Origin of the sequence: Spirilliplanes yamanashiensis (assembly GCF_016863475.1) — a bacterium.
In the GTDB taxonomy this organism is placed as follows: Bacteria; Actinomycetota; Actinomycetes; order Mycobacteriales; family Micromonosporaceae; genus Spirilliplanes; species Spirilliplanes yamanashiensis.
Genome location: NZ_BOOY01000004.1, coordinates 1 through 23910 on the forward strand (window position 1 = coordinate 1; position 23910 = coordinate 23910).

The following is a 23910-nucleotide window of genomic DNA, read 5'->3' on the forward strand; positions in this document are numbered from 1 at the left end:
CGGGCTCATCGGCCTCGGGCTCATCGGCCTCGGGCTCATCGGCCTCGGGCTCATCGGCCTCGGGCTCATCGGCCTCGGGCTCATCGGCCTCGAGTTCGTCTGGCTCGGGTTCGTCTGGCTCGGGCTCGTCCGCATCGGGCTCGCGGGCCGGGCTGCCGGCCCGGCCGGCGCGTCAGCGGGCCCGCGACCGGGTCGACCCGGTCGACGCGCGGGAGCGCCGGGCCGCGCGCCGTCGCCGCCTCCGCGGCATCCTCCACTTCGGACTCGTCACCGCCCTGGTCGCCGCGGCCGTGCCGTGGTGGGCGGGCTGGCCCGTCAAGCTGCCTGCCGCGTTCTGGGTGATGGCCGCGCTCGCCGTCGCCGTCGACGCCCGCCCGCACCCGACCACCCGCCGCCGCGCCGGCTCGGTCGTGCTGCCGTCGGTGTGCTTCACGTTCGCCGTCGTGCTGGCGTGGGGATTCCTGCCCGCACTGGCCGTGCAGGCCGTCACGGTCGCGATCGCCGGCGCCCGCTCACCGCACCCGGCCCGGCGCACCACCCACCTCCTGCTCCAGTACGCCGCCGCCCTCGGCGCCGCGGCCGCCGTCGCCCAGGCGGGCGGGCTGCGCCTGCCGCTGGAGACGGTGCGCTGGACGGACGCGCTGCTCGTGCTCGCGGCGGCTGTGGCGTGGACCGTCACGCGCACCGCCATGGCGATGGTGCTCGCCCGGCTGGTCGCCGAGGTGCCGCGCGACCCCGCCGACGGCGGACGCGCGCGCGTCGAGCTGCCGACCACCGGCGCGATGCTGCTGCTCGGCGCCGTCCTGCCCGCGGTGGCGGCGGCGAGCGCGGCGCTCGTTCCCCTGGTGCTGGTGCCCCTGTTCGCCGTGGACCGGATGGCGCGCAGCACCCGCGACCACGCCCGTTCCGCCCGCACCGACGTGCTCACCGGCCTGCCGAACCGCCGCGCGCTGCTCGCCGCGAAGCACCGCCTGGCCCGGTCCCGCCGCGGCGCCCTGCTGCTGTTCGACCTGGACCGCTTCAAGGACGTCAACGACGCCCTCGGCCAGCCCGGCGGCGACCGCCTGCTCGCCGCGGTCGCGGACCGCCTCAGCGCGGCCGTCGCCCCGCACGACGTGGTGGCCCGCCTCGGCGGCGACGAGTTCGCCGTGCTCGCCACCCGCGTCGACGACGCCGCGGACGCCCGCCGCCTCGCCCTGCACCTCGCCTCCGTCCTGGACGAGCCGATCGTCGTCGACGGCCTCCCCGTCGACGTCAGCGCTGCCGTCGGCGTCGCCCTGCACCCGGCGCACGGCGACGACGTCGCGGCCCTGCTGCAGCACGCCGAGATCGCCATGTACGAGGCGAAGCACCGCGGCGAGCCCTGCGCCGTGTACGCCCCCGGCGCCGACGGCACCCCGCACCGGCTCGCCCTGCTCGCGGACCTGCGCGCGGCCCTGCAGGGCGACACCGGAGCCGGCACCGTCGCCCTCTGGTACCAGCCGCAGGTCGCCATCGCCACCGGCGAGGTCCTCGGCGTGGAGGCGCTGCTGCGCTGGCACCACCCCGTGCGCGGCATGGTCGACCCGGAGGAGATCCTCCGCGTCGCCGAGCCCACCGCCGTCATGCGTCTGCTCACCGCCAAGGTGCTGACGGACGCCGTGGCCCAGACGGCCCGGTGGCGCGCCGCCGGCCACCTCATCCGCGTGTCCGTCAACGTCAGCGTCCGCGACCTGCACACCGGCGACCTCGCCCGCCAGGTCGAGGACCTGCTCGACCGCCACGACATCCCGGCCGCCCTCCTGCAGATCGAGTTGACCGAGAGCGCCCTGCTGCCGGACGCCCGCCAGGTGCTGGCCACGATCCGCCGCCTGCACCAGCTCGGCGTCGCCATCTCCCTGGACGACTTCGGCACCGGCTGGTCCTCCCTGCAACACCTGCGCCGCCTCCCGCTCGCCGAGGTCAAGATCGACCGTTCCTTCGTCCTGGGCATGACCGCCAACGCCGAGGACGCCGCCATCGTCCGCTCCGTCGTGGAACTCGCCGCCGCCCTGAACCTGCGCGTCGTCGCCGAGGGCGTCGAGGACGAGCGCACGTGGCGCGCCCTGCACGCCGCCGGCTGCCACAGCGCCCAGGGCTGGTTCTACGCCCGCCCGATGCCGGCGGACGAGTTCGCGACCTGGCTCAGCCGCTACCGCCCCGTCGGCCCCACCCCGACCGCTGTGCCCGGCTCGGCCGCCAACGGCGAGGTGGGCACCGCGAAGGCCGGCGCCCCGCAGGCCGCGACGTCGGTGGGCACGGTGACACTGCCGCTGCCGGCGCGCCCGCCGGCCGTCGTGAACGACGACGCCGCGATTCCGACGGCCGGCGGGCGGAGCGCCCATGCCCTCGCGCCCGGCGACGCAGCAGCCGAGGACGTGGCCGCAGCCGGACCGGCCAAGCCCACACCGGCCAAGCCCGCACCCGCCAAGCCGGTGCAGGGCAAGCCCCCCGCTGTCCCCAGGCCCGCAGCGGGCCCGGTGATCGCCCGGCCGGTGACCTCGACCAGCTCCGGGCCCCAACCGTCAGGCCCAGCCGGCCCGGCGCCGCAGCCGGTCGCAGGTCCGGCCCAGCCGGTGGCCGCGACGACGGTGCCCGAGGCGCCCGACCCGATCGCCCCGCCGCCCGCGGCTCCGCAGCCGGTCACCCCGCCGATCCCGGCGCCGGTGGCGGTCCCGTCCCAGTCGGCTCCCGTGCCCGGCGAACCGACCGCGGCGCCGACCACAGGGATCCTGGACCCGGTAGCGACCGGCTCGCCGGAAGAGTCCGCCCAGCAGGCCGAGGCCGCCATGACGCCGGTGCCGCCGCAGGCCACGTCGCCGCTCGGCCCGTCGCCTGACGCTCCTGCACCGGTCCGGCAGGAGACGTCTGCCGGGGCGGGCAAGACGGCGGGCCGGCGGCCGACGGCCGTGGGCGTCGCCTCGGTGCCGCAGACCGGCCGGCCCGCCGGAAATCCGGGCACCGGGCTGATGGACGTCCCGCTGCCGGGGATGCCCGAGCCGGTCGCGCTGCCGCCGACCGTGCCCGTGCCGGGCCAGGGCGGATCGCAGCCGCCCGCCGCGAATCCCGCGGAGGCGCCCGCCGACGAGCCCGAGGCGCTCATGCTGCCGCCGTTCATGCCGCTCCCAACCTCCGCGAAGAAGCCATCCGCCACGGACCCGACCGCCGCTCCCGGCGGGTCCGCGGTGGACGCTACGGGCCCGAGAAAGGCCTGACCAGGACGCAGTTGCGGGAGGGCCCGACATCAAGGATGTCGGGCCCTCCCGCGTCTTCGAGCCGCGGAAGACCTTGGCCCGCGGGCCCGGGTCGGGCACCGTTGTCGTGGGCGCCGGAGATCCGGACGCGGCAACCAGCGTTCGAGCTACGGGGGCGGCCGACCGGGTGGGTGACCGCGGGCGGGGGACGGCCGGGGAGTCGGCGATCCGGCCGGGCCGGCGGGCAAATAGACTCGTCGGGTTCGCCCGGCGGGCATTCCGGCCGGGGCGGACGCCCGGCGCCGGGCGCACCGGCACGGACGCTGACGCGATTCGACGATTGAACGAGGACGAGGGGGCACCGATGGCCGCCATCTCCCGCGACGAGGTAGCGCACCTGGCGCGGCTGTCGCGGCTCGCCGTGACGGAGGACGAGCTGGACCGGTTCGCCGGTCAGCTGGACGTCATCCTGCAGGCGGTCGCCCGGGTGGGCGAGGCCGGTGCGGGCGACGACATCCCGCCGACGTCGCACTCGGTGCCGCTGACGAACGTGTTCCGCGACGACGTCGTGCAGCCGAGCCTGGCGCAGGCCGACGTGCTGGCCGGGGCGCCGGACGCCGCCGAGGGGCGCTTCCGCGTACCGCGGATCCTGGACGAGGAGGCCTGACCGTGACCGACGTGACCAGCCTGACCGCGGCGCAGATCGCGGGCCTCGTCGCGAGCGGCGAGGCGTCCGCCGCCGAGGTGACCCGCGCCCACCTGGACCGCATCGCGGCCGTGGACGACCGGGTGCACGCCTTCCTGCACGTCGACACCCAGGGCGCCGTGCAGGCCGCCGAGGCGGTCGACCGCCGGCGGGCCGCCGGTGAGGAGCTCGGACCGCTCGCGGGCGTGCCGATCGCCGTCAAGGACGTGCTGACCACGCGCGGGGTGCCGACCACCGCCGCGTCCAAGATCCTCGAGGGCTGGCGCCCGCCGTACGACTCGACGGTCGTCGAGCGGCTGCGCGCGGCCGGCACGGTGATGCTCGGCAAGACCAACATGGACGAGTTCGCGATGGGCTCCTCCACGGAGTACTCGGCGTACGGGCCGACGAACAACCCGTGGGACCTCGGGCGCATCCCGGGCGGCTCCGGCGGCGGCAGCGCGGCCGCGCTCGCCGCGTACGAGGCGCCGCTGGCGATCGGCACCGACACCGGCGGCTCCATCCGGCAGCCGGGCGCGGTGACGGGCACGGTGGGCGCGAAGCCGACGTACGGCGGCACGTCCCGCTACGGCCTGATCGCGTTCTCCTCGTCGCTGGACACCCCCGGCCCGTGCGCCCGCACGGTGGAGGACACGGCGCTGCTGCACAGCGTCATCGCCGGGCACGACCCGCGCGACTCGACGTCCATCCCGCAGCCCGTGCCGGACGTCGTCGCGGCGGCCCGGCTGGGCGCGACCGGCGACCTGACGGGCGTGAGGCTCGGCATCGTCTCGGAGTTCAACGGCGAGGGCGCCGAGCCGGGCGTGATGGCGGCGTTCCGCGAGTCGATCGAGGCCCTGACCAAGCTGGGCGCCGAGGTCGTCGAGGTGTCCTGCCCGAACTTCCAGTACGCGCTGCCGGCGTACTACCTGATCGCGCCGAGCGAGGCGTCGTCCAACCTGGCCCGCTTCGACGGTGTCCGGTACGGGCTGCGTGCCGGCGACGACGGGCAGCGCTCGCTCGAGGAGGTCATGTCGATGACCCGCGAGGCGGGCTTCGGCGCCGAGGTAAAGCGCCGCATCATCATCGGCACCTACGCGCTGTCCAGCGGCTACTACGACGCCTACTACGGCCAGGCGCAGAAGGTCCGCACGCTCATCACACGCGACTTCGAGTCGGCGTTCGAGCGGGTGGACGTGCTGGTGTCGCCGACGACGCCGTTCGTGGCGTTCCCGTTCGGGTCGCGCACCGCCGACCCGTACCAGATGTACCTGTCGGACCTCTACACGATCCCGACCAACCTGTACGGCGGCCCGGCCATCTCGGTGCCGTGCGGGCTGTCCGAGGGGCTGCCCGTCGGTTTCCAGATCATGGCCCCGACGATGGCCGACGACCGGATGTACCGGGTCGGCGCGGCCCTCGAGTCCGCGGTCGGCACGTTCACCCCGCCGGCCCTCTGAGCGCGCAGGAGCTTTCGATGACAACGTTCGCGCTGCCGTCCTACGACGAAGCGACCAGCCGCTACGAGCCGGTGATCGGCCTCGAGACGCACGTCGAGCTGGGCACGAACACGAAGATGTTCTGCGGCTGCCCGACGGAGTTCGGCGCCGAGCCGAACACGCAGGTCTGCCCGGTCTGCCTCGCGCTGCCCGGGGCGCTGCCGGTGGCCAACCGTGCCGCGATCGAGGCGACGATCCGCATCGGCCTCGCGCTCAACTGCTCGATCGCGGAGTGGTGCCGGTTCGCCCGGAAGAACTACTTCTACCCGGACATGCCGAAGAACTTCCAGACGAGCCAGTACGACGAGCCGCTGTGCGTCGACGGGTACGTGGACGTCGAGGTCGACGGCGAGACCGTGCGCATCGGCATCGAGCGGGTGCACCTCGAGGAGGACACCGGCAAGACGTTGCACGTCGGCGGCGCGACGGGCCGCATTCACGGCGCCACCGAGTCGCTCGTCGACTACAACCGGGCCGGCATCCCGCTCGTCGAGATCGTCACGAAGCCGGTCCCCGGCATCGGGGCGAAGGCGCCCGAGGTGGCCAAAGCGTACGTGGCCGAGCTGCGGGACATCCTGCGCTCGCTGAACGTCTCCGACGTGCGCATGGAGCAGGGTTCGCTGCGGTGCGACGTCAACACGTCGCTCAACCTGCCCGGCGCCGAGTGGGGCACCCGCACCGAGACGAAGAACGTCAACTCGCTGCGGTCGGTGGAGCGCGCCGTCCGGTCGGAGATCATCCGGCAGGCGGGCCTGCTCGACGCGGGCGGTTCGATCCTGCAGGAGACCCGGCACTTCCAGGAGGACACCGGCGACACCCGGCCGGGCCGCTCCAAGGAGACCGCGACGGACTACCGGTACTTCCCGGAGCCCGACCTGGTGCCGATGGCGCCCGACCCGGCGTGGGTCGCCGAGCTGAAGGCCGCGCTGCCGGAGCTGCCGCGGGTGAAGCGGGCGCGGCTGCGCGAGGAGTGGGGCGTGTCCGAGCTGGACATGCAGTCGATCGTGAACGCGGGCGCGGTGGAGCTGATCGAGCAGACCATCGCGGCCGGCGCGTCGGCGGCGGGCGCCCGCAAGTGGTGGCTCGGCGAGCTGGCCCGGCGGGCGAACGAGTCGGGGCAGGAGCTGTCCATGGTCGGCGCCACGCCGGCCCAGGTGGCGGAGCTGCAGGGGCTCGTCGACGCCGGCAAGATCAACGACAAGCTGGCGCGGTCGGTGCTCGAGGGCGTGCTGGCCGGCGAAGGTGACCCGGCGGCGGTCATGGCCGCCCGCGGCCTGGAGGTCGTCTCCGACACGGGCGCGCTCACCGCGGCCGTGGACGACGCGATCGCCGCCAACCCGGACATCGCCGCGAAGATCCGCGACGGCAAGGTGGCGGCGGCGGGCGCGCTGGTCGGCGCTGTCATGAAGGCCACGCGCGGGCAGGCGGACGCCAAGACGGTCCGCGACCTCATCCTCGAACGCCTGAGCTGAGCCGTCGATCCCGTGCCGTGGCCACCCGGCCACGGCACGGGATGCCCGCCCGGCGGGCGGGCGGAGTCGGGGCGGGCACCGGCGAGGCCGCAGCGGACGCCAGTCGCCGCTTTCATCACAGTGACGAGGTGGGTGGCCGGCGCGGAAAGGCTGCCGAGAGGCGAGCAGGTGCATCCACTTCCTCGCAGGACGCCGCCCACGTCCTCGCCCACTTCAGACCGCGGGCGGCCTGAGGCGCGCTCGACCGCGGCAGTTCCACGCCGCGTCTCGCTCGATCACCGGCACCGAGGGGCGTTCGCCGCTCAAAGGCTGCGTGGGCAACGAGCACCCCGGACCCCCGGATCGACGACCCGAGCGGCCTCAGTTGCTCGTCGTGCGGTGTTCCTCCAGGTAGGCCTCGACCCGTTCCGCCGGCGACGGCGGTGACAGCGCGAACCCCTGGCCGAACGGGCACCCCGCATCGCGGGCGCGGTCGACCTGCTCCTGCGTCTCCAGGCCCTCGGCCACGATCTCCAGGCCGAGCCGGCGGCCCAGGCTGACGACGACGTCGATGACGGCCTGGCCGCCCAGCGGGGTGGCCGGGCCGGTGCCGCGGGCCAGGGAGCGGTCGAGCTTCAGCATGTCGACGGGCAGGCGGCGCAGGTGGGCGAGGGACGCCTGGCCGGCGCCGAAGTCGTCGAGGGCGGCGCGGACGCCGAGGTTGCGCAGGGCGGCGAGGGCGGCGACGACGGCGGGGACGTCCTCGGCGACCCAGGTCTCGGCGACCTCCACGACGAGCTTCTCCGGGTTGATGCCGTGGGCGACCAGGGCGGCGCCGACGCGGGTGGGGAAGGCGGGGGCGAGGAGTTCGCGCGGGGCCACGTTGACGGACATCGACAGTTCGGGGTCGAGGACCTGCCAGCGGGCCAGCTGGCGGCAGGCGGCGTCGATGACCCACTCGCCGATGTCGCCGGCGACGCCGACGGAGGCGGCGATGGGGAGCAGTTCGGCGGGCATGATCGTGCCGAGGGTGGGGTGGCGCCAGCGCAGCAGGGCCTCGACGGCGACGGTGTGGCCGTCGCGCAGGCTCTGGACGGGCTGGTAGACGAGGTCGAGTTCGCCGCGGGAGGCGGCGCCGGTGATCTCGCGTTCGAGGTCCATGCGGCGGTTCAGCTGGGCCTCGAGGTCGGTGTCGTACCACTCGACGCGGTCGCGGCCGAGTTGTTCGGCGCGTTTGCGGGCGAGGTCGGCCTGGCGCAGGACGTCGTCGACGCCGGAGCCGGCGGAGACCTCGGCGAGGCCGACGCTGGCGTGCAGCGGGACGATCGTGCCGGGCATCATGTACGGCGCCGTGAGGTCGGTGATGATGCGGGTGCCGAGGGCGTAGGCGAGGACGGCGCCGTCGGCGGTGAGGACGGCGAACTCGTCGCCGCCGAGGCGGGCGGCCACGTCGTGTTCGCCCATGAGAGAGCGCAGGCGGCGGCCGACCTCGACGAGGACGGCGTCGCCGACCTGGCGGCCGCGGGCGTCGTTGATCTCGGCGACGCCGTGCAGGTCGATGACGAGCAGGGCGCCGGGGCGGCCGGGGGCGGCGCGGCGTTCCTCCAGGTCGCGCATGAGGGCGCGGCGGTTGGCCAGGCCGGTCAGCTGGTCGGTGTAGGACAGGGTGTGCAGGGCGCGTTCCAGGTGCTTGCGTTCGCCGACGTCGCGGACGTGCACGACGAGCGCCGCCACCTCGGGGACGCCGCGCTGGTCGCTGATGGTCGACTCGGTGTCGCGCCAGATGCCGAAGCCGTCGCACAGCCGGGCGGCGACCAGGGCGGGCGGGCCGGCGTGCTGGTGGCCGGCGAGGACGTCGTCGAGGACGGCGCGGACGTCGGCGGCGTCGTCGGGGTGGATGAGGTCGACGAAGGCGCGGCCGACCACGTCGGCGTCGGCGAGGCCGAACAGGCGGGCCGCGGCGGGGGACTGCCACTGGACGGTGAGCCGCTCGTCGATCACCAGGGTCAGGTCGGTGGCGCCGGCGACCAGCGAGCGGAAGTGGGCCTCCTGGCCGGCGAGCTTGCCCGCGTACCGGCGGATGTCCGCGACGGCGAGCAGCTCGCGCATCGTCAGGATGCTGACCATGGCGATGCCCAGCACGATGGACGTCGGGTCGAACTCGCCGACCGTGACCAGGTGGTAGATGGCGGCCAGCACGCCCACCGCGGCGGGCAGCGCGAGGAGCGGGTAGCCCGCCAGGTGCTTCTCGGTCTCCGGCTCCGGCGGGTACGCCGGCAGCGGTTCGAGCCGGGTGGCGCCGTCCACCGCCAGGCCCAGGCCGGCCACGATCGGCAGGGCCGCCAGCACGAGCGCGGGGCCGGTGACCTGGTGCGCGAGCAGCGTCGTCTGCACGTACAGGCCGAGGACGACGGCGACGGTGCCGGCGCCGCAGCGGATCGCGGCCCGGCGGTGCGCCGCGGCGCGCAGCACCGTCACGACGATGATCGCGACGCCCGCGGCGGCGCACAGCGCGGCAGCCAGGGCGGCGCGCGGGGTCTCGCCGAGCGGGGGTGCCAGCCACGCCGCGAAGCCCAGGCTGACGCCCAGGCCGAGCCCGTCGAAGCCGCGCCGCAGGCGCACGGCGATGCTGGTGGCGGCGCCCGGCAGCAGCACGGTGCCGATGCAGAACAGCAGGGCGGACACGCCGGTGCCGACGCACGCCAGCACGGGGCGGGTGGCGGCCGAGGCGGTCACGGTGGAGGCGAGGGTGGCGCCGGTGGCCAGCGCGCCCATGCCGATGAAGCCCGCGCCGCGGCAGGCGGTGAACGAGCTGTCCCGGTGGTGGATGGCCAGGGCGGTGCGGACCAGCACGCTCGTCGCCCACGCGGCGACCAGGCCGACGCCGACCGCGACGACGGCGATGCCGGGCAGCGGGCCTGCGGCGCCGATGACGAGCACCACGGCCCCGACCAGCGGCACACCGAGGTGCCCGGCACGCGAGGTGCGCAGCCACCGCAGGGTTCGTACCAGGAGCGACGTTGCCACTGCCGGCGATCCTTCGACATGGGGGATGGTCGGGATGGATCAGGTGTCACGGTCTCGGGAGTCGTCACACCCACATCGGGAAACGACCGTCCCCCGAAAAGGTTACGGAGGAGTAGTCCGTCGCACGAGTCGGGGGCGGCGGCTATCCTCCCGCGACCGACGGCAGCACCTGGACCTCGGCCGACGCGGCGACGGGGGTGTCGAGCCCGCCGGTGCGCCGGCAGTCCTCGCCGTCCACGTAGACGTTGACGTAGCGGCGCAGCGCCCCGGTCTCGTCGCGCAGCCGGCGTTCCAGCCGGGGCCACCGCGCGGCGACCTCGTCGAGGACGCCGCCCAGCGTGCCGCCGGCCTCGACGGGCAGCCGGGACTCGCCGCCCGTCTCAGCCCGCAGGGCGCCCGGGACCAGCACCGTCGCCATCAGATGGTCACCGCCCGGACGCACAGCACGTCGGGCAGGTGCTCGGCGACGGGCGCCCACGACTCGCCCTCGTCGGCGCTGGCCCACACCTCGCCGGACCGGGTGCCGAAGTAGACGCCCGCCGGGTCGGCGTCGTCGGCGCACATCGCGTCACGCAGCACCACCGGGTAGTACGGCTGCTCGGGCAGGCCCGCCGACTGCGGCGTCCAGTGCTCGCCGGCGTCGGTGGAGCGGAACACCCGGCACTTCAGGTCGACGGGGTGCCGCTCGCCGTCGGCGGTCAGCGGGAACCCCCAGATGACGCCGGGCCGGCGCGGGTGCGCCACGATCGGGAAGCCGAAGTCGCTGGGCAGGGTGCCGGCGATCGACTGCCACGTCTCGCCCGCGTCGTCGGAGCGGTAGACGCCGTGGTGGTTCTGCGCGTAGAGGCGGCGGGGGTCGGCGGCGTCGCGGGCCACCTTGTGCACGCACTGGCCGAACTCCGGCCACGGGTCGGGCAGGAAGTAGGCCTTGATGCCGGTGTTCGTGGGCCGCCAGGTGGCCCCGCCGTCCGCCGTCTGGTAGACCCCGCCGGTCGACATCGCGACGACGACGCGGGCCGGGTCCTGCGGGTCGGGCAGGACGGTGTGGATGGCCTGGCCGCCGTAGCCCTCGCCCCACTCGGGCCGGTGCGGGTGGTCCCACAGGCTGCGGACCAGCTCGTACGTGCGGCCGCCGTCGGCGGAGCGGAACAGCGCGGACGGCTGGGTGCCCGCCCACACCACGCCCGGCTCGGCGTCGGTCGCCGGGGCGATCTGCCAGACCCGCTGCACCGCGGCGCCGGCGTCGGCCGGGAACGCCAGCGGCGCCGAGTCGGGCTCCTGCCAGGTGGCGCCCAGGTCGTCGCTGACCGCGACGCTGGGGCCCCAGTGGGAGCTGTCGACGCCCGCCAGCAGCCGCGGGGCGCCGCCGCGGCGGTCGACCGCCACCGCGTACACCGCCTGCATCGCGAAGTGGGCCGGGCCGACCTGCCAGGATCGGCGGTCGTCCGCCGCCTGCGCCAGGAACAGCCCCTTCTGCGTACCGATCGCCAGCAGCACCGCCACCGCGCACCTCCCGTCGAGAGCCTCCGGGGAACCGGATCGGCGGACAGTATGACCCCCGTCACCGACAAAAGTGCCGCCCCCGGGGGCATCGGGGAGGCTGGTGGGAGAATGGGCGGGTGAGCCGCCCGTCGTACCTGCGTTTCCGCCAGCCCGGCGCGATCTTCGTCGCCGCCGCCCTCGCCACCGTCGGCGCGCTGCCGCTCGCCGGGCAGAGCTGGTACCTGGCGCCGGTGATCCTGGTGCCGCTGCTGGTCGCGGTGTGGGCGTGGCGGTCCGGCACCGACATCGGCCGGGACGCGCTGCGCGTGCGGGCGCTGTTCGGCCAGCGGCTGGTGCCGTGGAAGCAGGTCGCCGAGCTGGTGCCGGACGCCAAGAGCCGCGTCTCGGCGCACCTGACCGACGGCAACCTGCTGCGGCTGCCCGGCGTGTACGCCCGCGACCTGCCGGTCATCGTGGCCGCCGCGACCGGCACCCCGCTCGAGCGCCCCGCGGCCGCCGAGGCGGACGCCCCCGACGCTCAGTAGCCGTCGGCGACCTCGTTGGCCAACGGCTCGCCGGCCGCGTACCGCCGCAGTTGCTCCCCGGCGAGCCGGTAGCCGCGCGGCAGCAGCCCGCGGACCGCGCCCCCGACGTGCGGGGTGATCAGCACGTTCGGCAGGTTCCACAGCGGGTGGCCGGCGGGCAGCGGCTCCGGGTCGGTGACGTCGAGGGCGGCGGCCAGCCGCCCGGAGGCGGTCTCGGCCAGCAGCGCGGCCGTGTCGACGACCGGGCCGCGGGCCGCGTTGACCAGCAGCGCGCCGTCGGGCAGCGCGGCCAGGAACGCGGCGTCGACCAGGCCGCGGGTGGCGTCGGTGAGCGGCACCACGAGGATCACGACCTGGGCGGACGGCAGCAGCCCCGGCAGCTCGCCGACGCCGTGCACGCCCTCGGCGGGCCGCGCCGTGCGCGCCACCCGGGTCAGCTCGACGTCGAAGGGGGCCAGCTTCGCCGCGATCGCCGCCCCGATCGACCCGGCCCCCACCAGCAGCACCCGCTTGCCGGTCAGCTCGTCCGTCGGGGTCTGGTCGGTGATCCACTCGCCGCGCTGCTGGGCGCGCGCGCGAACGCGGGGAAGCGGCGCAGCGCGGCCAGCGTGGCGGTGAGCACCCACTCGCTGGTGGAGGCGTCGTGCACGCCGCGCCCGTCGCACAGGCGTACCCCCGCCGGGACCCGGCCCGCCCACGCGTCGGCGCCGGCGGACAGCAGCTGGACCACCCGCAGCCCGGGCATGCGGCCGAGCAGGTCGGCGCCGCGGCCGACCGTGCCGAACGGCGGCACCCAGAACTCGACGTCGGCCGGATCCGACGGCAGCGGGAGGGGCGCTCGCACACCTCGAGGGTCACGTCCCGCGGCAGCGGGCCGATCAGCTCGCGGCCGGGCTCGTGCGCGATCCACACCTTCACCCGCCCGACCCTAGCTGTCCACAGGCCCGGAACCACTCAGCTGCCGCGGCTACCCTGTCCGGGTGAGGGTGATCAGGGCGATGTGCGGGGCCGTGCTGGCGGGTGTGCTGGCGGTGGCGTCCGGCTGCGCGTTCGGTCCGCCCGACGCGCAGGAGACCGGCGGCACGCCGCCGCGGTTCCCCACCCCGTCGGCCCAGCCGGACTCCGGCGCCGAGCAGGAGGTCGTCGCCACCGTGCTGGCGAAGGGCCTGGCCACCCCGTGGGGCCTGGCGTTCCTGCCGAACGGCGCGGCCCTGGTCACCGAGCGCGACAGCGGCCGCATCCTGCAGCTCGGGCCCGAGTCCGACACCGAGGGGCTCAAGGTCACCGAGATCCAGAAGCTGACCGAGCCGGTGCCCGAGGGTGAGGGCGGCCTGATGGGCATCGCCGTCTCCCCGACGTACGAGACCGACAACACCGTCTTCGTCTACTACTCCACGGCCACCGACAACCGCGTCGCCAGCCTCGTGCTGAAGCAGAAGCCGAAGCCGATCCTCACCGGCATCCCGCACTCGGCGATCCACAACGGCGGCCGCATCGCGTTCGGCCCCGACGGCTTCCTCTACGTCGCCACCGGCGACGGCTCGCAGCGCGCCCTCGCCCAGGACCCGAAGAGCCTCGCCGGCAAGATCCTGCGCGTCACCACCGCCGGCAAGCCGGCGCCGGGCAACCCGGTGAGGAACTCCCCGGTCTGGTCCCTCGGCCACCGCAACGTGCAGGGCCTCGCCTGGGACGAGGCCGGCCGGCTCTACGCCTCCGAGTTCGGCCAGAACACGTTCGACGAGATGAACGTCGTCCAGCCCGGCAAGAACTACGGCTGGCCGCTGGTCGAGGGCACGGGCGCCGACCCGAAGTACGTCAACCCGCTGGTCACCTGGCCCACCGCCGACGCGTCGTGCTCCGGCGTCGCCGTGCTCGACGACCTCGTCGTCACCGCCTGCCTGCGCGGCGAGCGCCTCTGGGCGCTGCAGCTGACCGGCAACGGCACCCTGCTCGGCCAGCCGCAGCCGCTGCTGGTCGGCGAGTTCGGCCGGCTGCGCAGCATCGTCGCCGCCCCGGACGGCTCGCTCTGGGTGACCACCTCGAACAAGGACGGCCGCGGCGAGCCGAAGCCCGACGACGATCGGGTCATCCGGCTGGTGTTCTCCGGCGGCGGAGCCGGCGTCACCTGATCATCGTGTTTGGCGACCGGCGAGCTCGGGCAGGTGAGCGACAGATGAGCGACAACCGGACCGGGCTGCGTGCGCGCCTGTCGACACTGCTGCGGCACCGCTGGACCCGGCGCACCGGGGTCGCGCTCGCCGTGCTGACCGTCGCACTCAGCGGCGTCGTCGTCGGCGTGCTGCTCGGCGGCCGCACCACCGTCGACGTCGGCCCGTTCCGCGCCCAGCTCGCGGCCACGCCGGCGCTCGGCGGCGAGACCGAGATCAACATCCCGCCGCTGGGCTCGCTGCACCTCGACAGCCACGACGGGCCCGTCCACCTCCAGGTCCAGCTCGGCGAGCTCGACCAGGGCCGCACCGAGGCGCTCATCGACAACCCCGGCGGCATCGCCGCCGCCAGCCAGAGCGCCGTCGGCGACGTCCGCAGCGGCATCACCCGGCTCGCGCTGCGCTCCCTCGGCGCCGCCGTCGCCGGCGCGCTGCTGCTCGCCGTGCTCGTCTTCCGCCGCAACTGGGCGCGCATCGCCTGGTCCGGCGGCCTCGCCCTGGCCACCTCCGCCGGCACGCTCGGCGTCGCGGCCCTCACCGTCCGCGCCGACTCGATCGAGGAGCCACGGTACGAGGGCCTGCTGGTCAACGCCCCCGCCGTCGTCGGCGACGCCCGCAAGATCGCCGACAACTACGGCCGGTACGCCGACCAGCTCCAGGCGCTCGTCGGCAACGTCGGGCGCATCTACACCGCCGTGTCGACCCTGCCCGTGTACGAGCCCGCCCCCAACACCACCCGGGTCCTGCACATCTCCGACATGCACCTCAGCCCCACCGCCTGGCCGGTGCTGCAGACGGTCGTGAAGCAGTTCGGCATCAACGTCGTCATCGACACCGGCGACATCGTCGACTGGGGCAGCGCGGCCGAGGCGTCATACGTGGACGGGATCCGCCAGCTCGGCGTCCCGTACGTGTACGTCCGCGGCAACCACGACTCCATGGCGACCGCCGCCGCCGTCGACCGCCAGCCCGACACCACCGTCCTCGACGGCACCGTCGCCACCGTCAACGGCCTCACCATCGCCGGCATCGGCGACCCCCGCTTCACCCCCGACAAGACCAACGAGCCCGCCCCCGGCGGCGCCGCCGAGACCGACCCCGCATCATCGCCGGAGACCCGCAGCGGCGCCGCCCTCGCCGCCACCATCCGCGCCTCCGCCGAACCGGTTGACATCGCCCTCATCCACGACCCCGCCGCCGCCCAGGCCCTCGACGGCGTCGTGCCCGTCGTCCTCGCCGGCCACACCCACAAGCGCGAGGTGCGGATGCTCGACCCGCTGCCGGGCGCCACCGCGACCCGGCTCATGGTCCAGGGGTCCACCGGCGGCGCGGGTCTGCGCGGGCTGGAGGGCGAGCAGCCGCTGCCGCTGGCCATGTCGGTGCTGTACTTCGACGAGAACCAGGTGCTCAAGGCCTACGACGACATCCAGGTCGGCGGCACCGGGCAGGCGCAGGTCACCCTCGAACGCAAGGTGGTCGAGGACCCGGCCCGCGAGGCGTCGCCGACGACCCCGCTGACGACCCAGCCGTCGGCCCCGAACGGCTCGGCCTCTGGCGGCCCGGCCCCGGACGGCGCCCAGCCGGGCGGCTCGGCCCGCTCGTCGGCGGAGCCGGGCTCGGGCGCGGCGCCACGCCCGACCGGCTGAGGCCACACCCTCGCGCGACCCGGCACGCGCGGCCCCACCGGCACCAGCCGGCGACCGCCGGCCCGCCGGCGCCTCACGCGAGGCGCCGGGGGCCACTCCGAGAGAGCGCTACTCCGGCACCCGCCGGTACGCGCCGTCGCTCGCCGACGTCGCCATCGACGCGTACGCCCGCAGGGCCGCGGACACCGGCCGCTGGCGGTCCACCGGCGTGTACGGCTTCGGCCGGCGCTCCTCCTCGTGCCGGCGCTGGGCCAGCTCCTCGTCGCCGACGTTGAGGTGGATGCTGCGGCCCGGGATGTCGATGGTGATCTCGTCGCCGGTGCGGACCAGGGCGATCAGCCCGCCACCCGCCGCCTCGGGGGAGACGTGGCCGATGGACAGGCCGGAGGTGCCGCCGGAGAAGCGGCCGTCGGTGATGAGCGCGCACGCCTTGCCCAGGCCCCGGCCCTTGAGGAACGAGGTCGGGTAGAGCATCTCCTGCATGCCGGGGCCGCCGCGCGGGCCCTCGTACCGGATGACGACGACGTCGCCGGCGACGACCTGCTTGCCGAGGATGCCGGTGACGGCGTCGTCCTGGGACTCGAAGACGCGGGCGGGGCCGGTGAACTTCCAGACCTCCTCGGGCACGCCGGCGGTCTTCACGACGCAGCCGTCGGGGGCGAGGTTGCCGAAGAGGATGGCCAGGCCGCCGTCGGCGGTGTAGGCGTGCTCGACGGAGCGGATGCAGCCGGCGGCCGCGTCGGTGTCGAGGCTGGCCCAGCGGTTGGTTGTGGAGAACGGCTCGACGGTGCGCACCCCGCCGGGGGCGGCGTGGAACAGTTCGAGCGCCTCGGCGGACGGCGAGCCGCCCCGGATGTCCCACTCGGCGAGCCAGGAGTCCAGGTCGGGGGAGTGCACGGACCGCACGCCGCGCTTCAGCGCGCCGCCGCGGTCGAGCTCGCCGAGCAGGGCGGGGATGCCGCCGGCCCGGTGGACGTCCTCCATGTGGTACTTCGGGCTGTTCGGGGCGACCTTGGCCAGGCAGGGCACGCGGCGGCTGACGGCGTCGATGTCGACCACGCCGAAGTCGACGTCGGCCTCGCGGGCGGCGGCGAGCAGGTGCAGCACCGTGTTGGTGGAGCCGCCCATGGCCACGTCGAGGGCGACGGCGTTCTCGAACGCGTCGCGGGAGGCGATGGCGCGGGGCAGGACGGAGGTGTCGTCGCGCTCGTAGTACGCCCGGGCCAGGTCGACGACGAGGGCGCCGGCCCGCTCGAACAGCGCCTTGCGGGCGGCGTGGGTGGCCAGCGTCGAGCCGTTGCCGGGCAGGGACAGCCCGATGGCCTCGGTGAGGCAGTTCATGGAGTTGGCGGTGAACATGCCGGAGCAGGAGCCGCAGGTGGGGCAGGCGGACCGCTCGATGACGCCGAGCTGCTCGTCGGTGACGGCGTCGTTGGACGCGGCGACCATGGCGTCGACCAGGTCGAGCTTCTCGTGCACGACGCCCTCGATGGCGACCGTCTTGCCGGCCTCCATGGGGCCGCCGGAGACGAACACGGTGGGGATGTTGAGCCGCAGCGCGGCCAGCAGCATGCCCGGCGTGATCTTGTCGCAGTTCGAGATGCAGACCAGGGCGTCGGCGCAGTGCGCGTTGACCATGTACTCGACGGCGTCGGCGATGAGCTCGCGGCTGGGCAGCGAGTAGAGCATGCCGCCGTGGCCCATGGCGATGCCGTCGTCGACCGCGATCGTGTTGAACTCGCGTCCGATGCCGCCGGCCTCGAACACCGCATCCGCCACCAGAGCGCCCATGTTCCGCAGGTGGACGTGTCCGGGTACGAACTGGGTGAAGCTGTTGGCGATGGCGACGATCGGCTTGCCGAAGTCGTCGTCGGTCATGCCGGTGGCGCGCCACAGGGCGCGGGCGCCGGCCATGGTGCGGCCATGGGTGGAGGTACGCGAGCGCAGCTCAGGCATCCCACCAGTGTGGCACCGTCAGGGGCGGTACCGCCCGCGCAGCCCCGGACCCGGTCCAGAAGACGGGACGGTTGCACGATCGTCCGACTCCCCGAAAGGGTGATCGGTACGGCAGAGTGTGACCGTGCACTCTCCGTCCGGTGTGGAGTGGGCCGCCCTGGCGAGCCTGCTCGTCGCGGTGCCCGCCGTCGCGTTGCTCGCCTTCTCCGGCCGGCGGCACACGGGAGCGGCCCGGCGGGCGCATCTGATCCTGGCCGCGGGCGGCGCCGTGGTCGTCGGGGCGGCCCTGGCGGGCCTGCTCAGCGCGGTGCTGGCGCACTCGGCCGCGCCGGGCGACCGGCTGCACGACAACGCGCTGGGCTCGGCCGTCGCGGTGGCGATGGCGCTGGGCACGGCCACCCTGTTCGCGGGCACGCTGCTGCTGCCGGGCGCGTCGGAGACGACGGCGGCGGCGCTGCGGCACCTGCTCGACGGCCTGGTCATCGCGGCCGCGGCCTGGTTCGTGGGCTGGGTGCTGGTGGTGGGGCCGACCCGGCTGCTGGGCGACCGCACCCCGTACGGCTGCCTGCCCCTGCTGCTGCCGCTCGGGGTGGCGGTGGTGGCGGGCGGGCTGACCACCGTGCTGACCATGCGCGCGCACCGGCCGCGGCACATCACGGTGCAGGTGGGGGCCGGGGTGACGCTGGTGGCGGTCGCGGCGACGGCGCTGGCGGGCGGCATCTGCCAGGCGTGGACCGTGGCGATCCTGCTCAGCGCGGTCCTGCTGCCGATCGGCCTGACCGCGGTGGCGGCGGCGGTGCGCGACGCGGACCGCCCGGTGGCGGCGACCAGCGACGTGACCCGGCGCGGCACCGGCTACGCGTTCGTGCCGATGATCGCGATGGTGGTCGCGGCCGGCTACCACGTGTCGGCGGGCGGCCAGTTCCAGGGCATGGGGGTGGCCGCCGCCTGCGTCGAGGGCCTGGTGCTGGTGGCCCGGCAGTACCTGGCGCTGGGCGACGTGCGCCGGTACGCCGACCGGCTGCGCGAGCGGGAGGCGCACTTCCGCGAGCTGGCGCACACCGACCCGCTGACCGGGCTGGCGAACCGGCGCGGCCTGCTGCGGGCGCTGCGCGAGCAGGACGCCGGCGACGGCCCGCGCGCCCTGGTCGCCACCGACCTGGACGGCTTCAAGAACGTCAACGACACCCGCGGCCACGACGTCGGCGACGAGGTGCTCGCCGAGGTGGGCCGCCGGCTGCGCGGCAACCTGCGGCCGGACGGCGTGGCGGCGCGGCTGGGCGGCGACGAGTTCGCGGTGCTCATCCCGGCGGGGGCCGACCAGGCGAGGGCGGCCGCGGCGACGCTGCTGGAGCTGCTGTCGCGGCCGTACGAGCTGAGCACCGGCACGGTCTTCCTCTCGGCAAGCATCGGCGTGGCGGCCGAGGAGGAGCGCGGCGACGCCACCGCCCTGATGCGCGACGCCGACCTGGCGCTGCGCGCGGCGAAGCAGCGCGGCAAGAACCGGGTGGAGCCCTACGACGCCCGCTACGACTCCTCGCTGCGCCGCCGCAGCATCCTGGAGCACGAGCTGCGCGGCGCGATCGGGCGCGACGAGTTCCGGCTGGTGTTCCAGCCGGTGGTGACGGTGCCGACGATGCGCCCGGTGGGCGGCGAGGCGCTGCTGCGCTGGCGGCACCCGGAGCTGGGCGCGGTGCGCCCGGACGAGTTCATCCCGGTGGCGGAGGAGAGCGGCCAGATCTGCGAGATCGGCGCCTGGGTGCTGGACCAGGCGTGCCGGCAGCTCGCGGGCTGGCTGGCGGCGGGCCACGACGTGTGGGTGTCGGTGAACGTGTCGCCGCGCGAGCTGCACAACGCCGACTACGCGGAGCGCGTCGCCGAGGTGCTGCGCCGGCACGAGGTCCCGCCGCAGCGCATCGTGCTGGAGGTGACGGAGCACGCGGTCGCCACCGACCTGGCGGAGCTGATCCGGCGGCTGACCGCCCTGCGCGAGACGGGCGTGCGGATCGCCCTGGACGACTTCGGCGCGGGCTACTCGTCGCTGGGGCAGCTGCGCAACCTGCCCGTCGACATCCTGAAGATCGACCACGCGCTGGTGGCGGAGCCGGAGTCGCGCACGGGCACCGCGGCGCCCCTGGTCGACGTGGTGGTGCGCCTCGGGCACCGGCTGGGCCTGGAGGTGATCGCCGAGGGCATCGGCACGCCGGGGCAGCGCGCGGTGGTGGAGGAGGCCGGCTGCCGGCTGGGCCAGGGCTCGCTGTTCGGGTGGGGCGTGCCGCCGGAGCACTTCGAGGCGCAGCTGCGCACCGCGTCGTCGTCGGCGGCGCGGCTGGTGCCGGTGCCGCCGCGGCAGCGCCCGGCCGTTCCCGCGGGGCGCACGGCGCGCAGCCAGTTCGTCATGATCGCGCCCGGGGTGCGCCAGCTCAGGGCCCTGCTGCCGACCGATCCGGGCTTCGTCGACGAGGCCGGCGACGAGCCGCCGGCTCAGGATGTGAGATCAGTTGACTCGCCGGATGAGATGCGTCAGGCTTAGCCGCATGTCGCACCACCACTCGTCGTCGAACCAGGCTGTTCACGTCGCCCCCTCGACCCGAGTACTTCTCTAGAGCGCGCTCACTCCCCGCGTGGGAGGGAGCGCGCTAGGCCCCGTGCATCCGCACGAGGGCCGTTTTTATTGGGCAGCGACAGCCGGCCGCGCAGGCCGCAGCAGCAGAATCAGCAGCATGAGCACCACCGACCCGAAGGCTGAATCGTCATGACGAGACCCACGCCAGAGACCATCGCCCACCGCGCGACCCCTGCCGCCGCGCCGGCCGTAGCGGCTCCCGTCACCGTGTCGGGCGCGGCCTCGCTCGTGAAGTCGCTCGAGGCGCTCGGTGTCGAGGTCGCGTTCGGCATCCCCGGCGGTGCGATCCTGCCGGCGTACGACCCGCTGTTCGACTCGAAGGTCCGGCACATCCTGGTCCGCCACGAGCAGGGCGCCGGCCACGCCGCCACCGGCTACGCGCAGGCCACCGGCCGGGTCGGCGTCTGCATCGCCACCTCGGGTCCGGGCGCCACGAACCTGGTGACGCCCATCGCGGACGCGTACATGGACTCGGTGCCGATCGTCGCGATCACCGGCCAGGTCCCGCGGCCGTCGATCGGCACGGACGCCTTCCAGGAGGCGGACATCCAGGGCATCACGCTGCCGATCACCAAGCACAACTTCCTGGTCCAGACGCCGGAGGAGATCCCGCAGATCCTGGCGCAGGCGTTCCACCTGGCGTCGACGGGCCGCCCCGGCCCGGTCCTGGTCGACATCCCGAAGGACGTGCTGCAGGCGCAGACGACGTTCACCTGGCCGCCGACGCTGGACATGCCCGGCTACCGGCCGACGCTGCACCCGCACGGCAAGCAGATCCGCGAAGCGGCCCGGCTGATCGCCGGCGCGAAGCGGCCCGTGCTGTACGTCGGCGGCGGCGTCCTCAAGGCGCACGCCACCGAGAGCCTGCTGCGGCTGGCCGAGCTGACCGGCATCCCGGTCGTCACCACGCTGATGGCGCGCGGCGCGTTCCCCGACTCCCACGAGCAGCACCTGGGCATGCCCGGCATGCACGGCTCGGTCCCGGCGGTGTACGCGCTGCAGAAGTCCGACCTGCTCATCGCCCTGGGCGCCCGGTTCGACGACCGGGTCACCGGCAACCTCGACTCGTTCGCCCCGGGCGCCGCGGTCGTGCACGCCGACATCGACCCGGCCGAGATCGGCAAGAACCGGCACGCGGACGTCCCGATCGTCGGCGACGCGAAGCACGTCATCGACGAGCTGATCACCGCGGTCGGCACGCCGCCCGGCAAGGGCGCGTACACGGCCTGGTGGGCGACCCTTGACGACCTGCGCGAGCGCTACCCGCTGGGCTACGAGGAGCCGACCGACGGCACCCTGGCGCCGCAGTACGTGATCGAGCGGATCGGGCAGATCGTCGGCCCGGACGCCATCTACGCGGCGGGCGTCGGCCAGCACCAGATGTGGGCGTCGCAGTTCATCTCGTACGAGAAGCCGGGCACCTGGCTCAACTCGGGCGGCGCGGGCACGATGGGCTACGCCGTGCCCGCCGCGATGGGCGCCAAGGTCGGCTGCCCCGACACGGTGGTGTGGGCGATCGACGGCGACGGCTGCTTCCAGATGACCAACCAGGAGCTGGCGACCTGCGCGCTGGAGGGCATCCCGGTCAAGATCGCCGTCATCAACAACGGCAACCTCGGCATGGTCCGGCAGTGGCAGACCCTGTTCTACGACGGCCGCTACTCCAACACCGAGCTGGGCACCCACAAGCACCGCATCCCGGACTTCGTGAAGCTGGCCGAGGCGCTCGGCTGCGTGGGCCTGCGCTGCGAGAACAAGGCCGACGTCGACAAGACCATCGAGGCGGCGATGGCGATCAACGACGCGCCCGTCGTCATCGACTTCGTCGTCGGCAAGGACGCCATGGTGTGGCCGATGGTGCCCGCCGGCACCAGCAACGACGCAATCCTGTTCGCCCGGGACGTGCGCCCGGACTTCGGCGACGACGACCTGTAGGGATGACACCGATGACGAAGCACACGCTGTCCGTGCTCGTGGAGAACAAGCCGGGCGTGCTGGCCCGGGTGTCCGGGCTGTTCTCCCGCCGCGGGTTCAACATCGACTCGCTGGCCGTGGGGGAGACCGAGAACCCCGAGGTCTCCCGCATCACCATCGTGGTGAACGCGGAGAGCTCGCCGCTGGAGCAGGTGACCAAGCAGCTCAACAAGCTGGTCAACGTCCTGAAGATCGTCGAGCTGGACCCGGTGCAGTCCGTGCAGCGCGAGCTGCTGCTCGTGAAGGTGCGCGCCGACCGCACCGTGCGCAGCCAGGTGATCGAGACGGTCGACCTCTTCCGCGCCCGGGTGATCGATGTCGCACCGGACACCCTCACCATCGAGGCCACCGGCACGGCCGACAAGCTGGACGCGCTCCTGCGCGACCTGGAGCCGTTCGGCATCAAGGAGATGGTGCAGTCCGGCCTGGTCGCCATCGGCCGCGGCTCCCGTTCCATCACGACCGGTCCCGCGCTGCGCGCGGCCTGATTCCACAGCAATCGAAAGGGAAGTTCATGCCAGCTGAGGTCTTCTACGACGACGACGCGGACCTGTCGATCATCCAGGGCCGCAAGGTCGCCGTCATCGGGTACGGCAGCCAGGGCCACGCCCACTCGCTGTCGCTGCGCGACTCGGGCGTCGAGGTGGTCATCGGCCTGAAGGAGGGCTCGAAGAGCCGCGCGAAGGCCGAGGAGCAGGGCCTGCAGGTGATGACGCCCGCCGAGGCGTCCGCCTGGGCCGACGTGATCATGGTGCTGGCGCCCGACACCGCGCAGCGCACCATCTACGCCGAGTCGATCGCCCCGAACCTCTCCGCCGGCAAGGCGCTGTTCTTCGGCCACGGCCTGAACATCCGCTTCGAGCTCATCAAGCCCCCGGCCGACGTGGACGTGGCGATGGTGGCGCCGAAGGGCCCGGGCCACCTGGTCCGCCGCCAGTACGTCGACGGCAAGGGCGTCCCGGCGCTCGTCGCCGTCGAGCAGGACGCCTCGGGCAACGCGCTCGCGCTCGCCCTGTCGTACGCGAAGGCGATCGGCGGCACCCGCGCCGGCGTCATCAAGACGACGTTCAAGGAGGAGACGGAGACCGACCTGTTCGGCGAGCAGGCGGTGCTGTGCGGCGGCGCGTCGGCGCTGGTGCAGACCGGCTTCGAGGTGCTCACCGAGGCGGGCTACGCCCCGGAGATCGCCTACTTCGAGTGCCTGCACGAGCTGAAGCTGATCGTCGACCTGATGTACGAGGGCGGCATCCAGCGGATGCGCTACTCCATCTCCGACACCGCCGAGTTCGGCGACTACACCCGCGGCCCGCGCGTGGTGAACGCGCAGACCAAGGCGGAGATGCAGAAGATCCTCGCCGAGATCCAGTCGGGTGAGTTCACCCGCGAGCTGATCGCCGACGACGAGGCGGGCGGCCCCGCCCTGGCGAAGTACCGCCAGCAGGGCGCCGAGCACCCGATCGAGGTCACCGGCAAGAAGCTGCGCGACATGATGAGCTGGGTGGACCGGCCGATCACCGAGACCGCCTGATTCCGCACCGCCGACGCCGGGCCCGCACCGCGGGCCCGGCGTTTTGCGTAAGCGGGCGGCTACCGGAAACCGTTTCGTCACCCGCCATTCACACCGGCACCGGGCGTCGGC

Annotated in this window: 14 protein-coding genes and 2 pseudogenes; 11 read left to right on the top strand and 5 right to left on the bottom strand. The window is 74.4% G+C overall.

Features of this window, described 5'->3' with window-relative positions; translation table 11 throughout:
- Positions 1–341: 341 nt before the first annotated feature.
- The 4 genes and pseudogenes from Sya03_RS31820 to gatB form a co-directional block, all read left to right on the top strand.
- Positions 342–2195, top strand: a pseudogene (locus Sya03_RS31820) (putative bifunctional diguanylate cyclase/phosphodiesterase); the annotation flags it as partial.
- Between the two features lie 1381 nt (positions 2196–3576).
- Complete coding sequence (gene gatC / locus Sya03_RS03580; RefSeq protein ID WP_203936699.1) at positions 3577–3879, top strand: Asp-tRNA(Asn)/Glu-tRNA(Gln) amidotransferase subunit GatC; 303 nt, start codon at positions 3577–3579, stop codon at positions 3877–3879.
- Between the two features lie 2 nt (positions 3880–3881).
- Positions 3882–5357, top strand: a complete 1476-nt coding sequence (gene gatA, locus Sya03_RS03585) for an Asp-tRNA(Asn)/Glu-tRNA(Gln) amidotransferase subunit GatA (RefSeq protein WP_203936700.1) — start codon at positions 3882–3884, stop codon at positions 5355–5357.
- Positions 5358–5374: 17 nt separating this feature from the next.
- Positions 5375–6868: an Asp-tRNA(Asn)/Glu-tRNA(Gln) amidotransferase subunit GatB gene (gene gatB, locus Sya03_RS03590; protein ID WP_203936701.1), complete on the top strand. Its 1494-nt coding sequence runs from the start codon at positions 5375–5377 to the stop codon at positions 6866–6868.
- 360 nt (positions 6869–7228) lie between these two features.
- Here gatB and Sya03_RS03595 read toward each other — a convergent pair whose 3' ends face one another.
- The 3 genes from Sya03_RS03595 to Sya03_RS03605 all read right to left on the bottom strand — a co-directional run bounded on the left by Sya03_RS03595 (position 7229) and on the right by Sya03_RS03605 (position 11377).
- On the bottom strand, positions 7229–9874 hold the full coding sequence (locus Sya03_RS03595; protein WP_239107090.1) for a putative bifunctional diguanylate cyclase/phosphodiesterase: 2646 nt from the start codon (positions 9872–9874) through the stop codon (positions 7229–7231).
- A 142-nt stretch (positions 9875–10016) separates the two neighbouring features.
- Positions 10017–10292 carry a MoaD/ThiS family protein gene (locus Sya03_RS03600; RefSeq protein ID WP_203936702.1) on the bottom strand — a complete coding sequence of 92 codons (276 nt, stop codon included), beginning with the start codon at positions 10290–10292 and terminating at the stop codon, positions 10017–10019.
- Positions 10292–11377, bottom strand: a complete 1086-nt coding sequence (locus tag Sya03_RS03605; RefSeq protein ID WP_203936703.1) for a WD40/YVTN/BNR-like repeat-containing protein — start codon at positions 11375–11377, stop codon at positions 10292–10294. Before Sya03_RS03605 ends, Sya03_RS03600 begins: the two co-directional genes overlap by 1 nt.
- A gap of 116 nt (positions 11378–11493) precedes the next feature.
- Here Sya03_RS03605 and Sya03_RS03610 point away from each other — a divergent pair, with 116 nt between their 5' ends.
- Positions 11494–11901, top strand: a complete 408-nt coding sequence (locus Sya03_RS03610) for a PH domain-containing protein (protein ID WP_203936704.1) — start codon at positions 11494–11496, stop codon at positions 11899–11901.
- Here the strand turns inward: Sya03_RS03610 and Sya03_RS03615 are convergent.
- Positions 11895–12819: pseudogene (locus Sya03_RS03615) on the bottom strand (2-hydroxyacid dehydrogenase). The gene Sya03_RS03610 and the pseudogene Sya03_RS03615 sit on opposite strands and share 7 nt — an antisense overlap.
- 80 nt (positions 12820–12899) lie before the next feature.
- On the opposite strand from Sya03_RS03615, the gene Sya03_RS03620 reads away from it, so the two are divergent.
- On the top strand, positions 12900–14030 hold the full coding sequence (locus tag Sya03_RS03620; RefSeq protein ID WP_203936814.1) for a PQQ-dependent sugar dehydrogenase: 1131 nt from the start codon (positions 12900–12902) through the stop codon (positions 14028–14030).
- A 44-nt stretch (positions 14031–14074) separates the two neighbouring features.
- Positions 14075–15715 (top strand): metallophosphoesterase family protein, encoded by a 1641-nt coding sequence (locus Sya03_RS03625; protein ID WP_203936705.1) that lies wholly within the window; start codon positions 14075–14077, stop codon positions 15713–15715.
- Between the two features lie 108 nt (positions 15716–15823).
- Here the strand turns inward: Sya03_RS03625 and ilvD are convergent, their stop codons facing one another.
- A complete protein-coding gene (ilvD, locus tag Sya03_RS03630) occupies positions 15824–17671 on the bottom strand; it encodes a dihydroxy-acid dehydratase (RefSeq protein WP_203936706.1) in 1848 nt (615 codons plus the stop codon).
- Positions 17672–17795: 124 nt separating this feature from the next.
- Here ilvD and Sya03_RS03635 point away from each other — a divergent pair, with 124 nt between their 5' ends.
- The 4 genes from Sya03_RS03635 to ilvC all read left to right on the top strand — a co-directional run bounded on the left by Sya03_RS03635 (position 17796) and on the right by ilvC (position 23799).
- A complete protein-coding gene (locus Sya03_RS03635) occupies positions 17796–20204 on the top strand; it encodes a putative bifunctional diguanylate cyclase/phosphodiesterase (RefSeq protein ID WP_370872119.1) in 2409 nt (802 codons plus the stop codon).
- A gap of 222 nt (positions 20205–20426) precedes the next feature.
- Complete coding sequence (locus Sya03_RS03640; protein WP_203936707.1) at positions 20427–22232, top strand: acetolactate synthase large subunit; 1806 nt, start codon at positions 20427–20429, stop codon at positions 22230–22232.
- A gap of 11 nt (positions 22233–22243) precedes the next feature.
- The gene (gene ilvN / locus Sya03_RS03645; protein ID WP_203936708.1) at positions 22244–22759 is read left to right on the top strand and encodes an acetolactate synthase small subunit; all 516 of its coding nucleotides are present in this window, start codon (positions 22244–22246) and stop codon (positions 22757–22759) included.
- A gap of 26 nt (positions 22760–22785) precedes the next feature.
- Complete coding sequence (ilvC, locus tag Sya03_RS03650) at positions 22786–23799, top strand: ketol-acid reductoisomerase (protein ID WP_203936709.1); 1014 nt, start codon at positions 22786–22788, stop codon at positions 23797–23799.
- Positions 23800–23910: the final 111 nt, after the last annotated feature.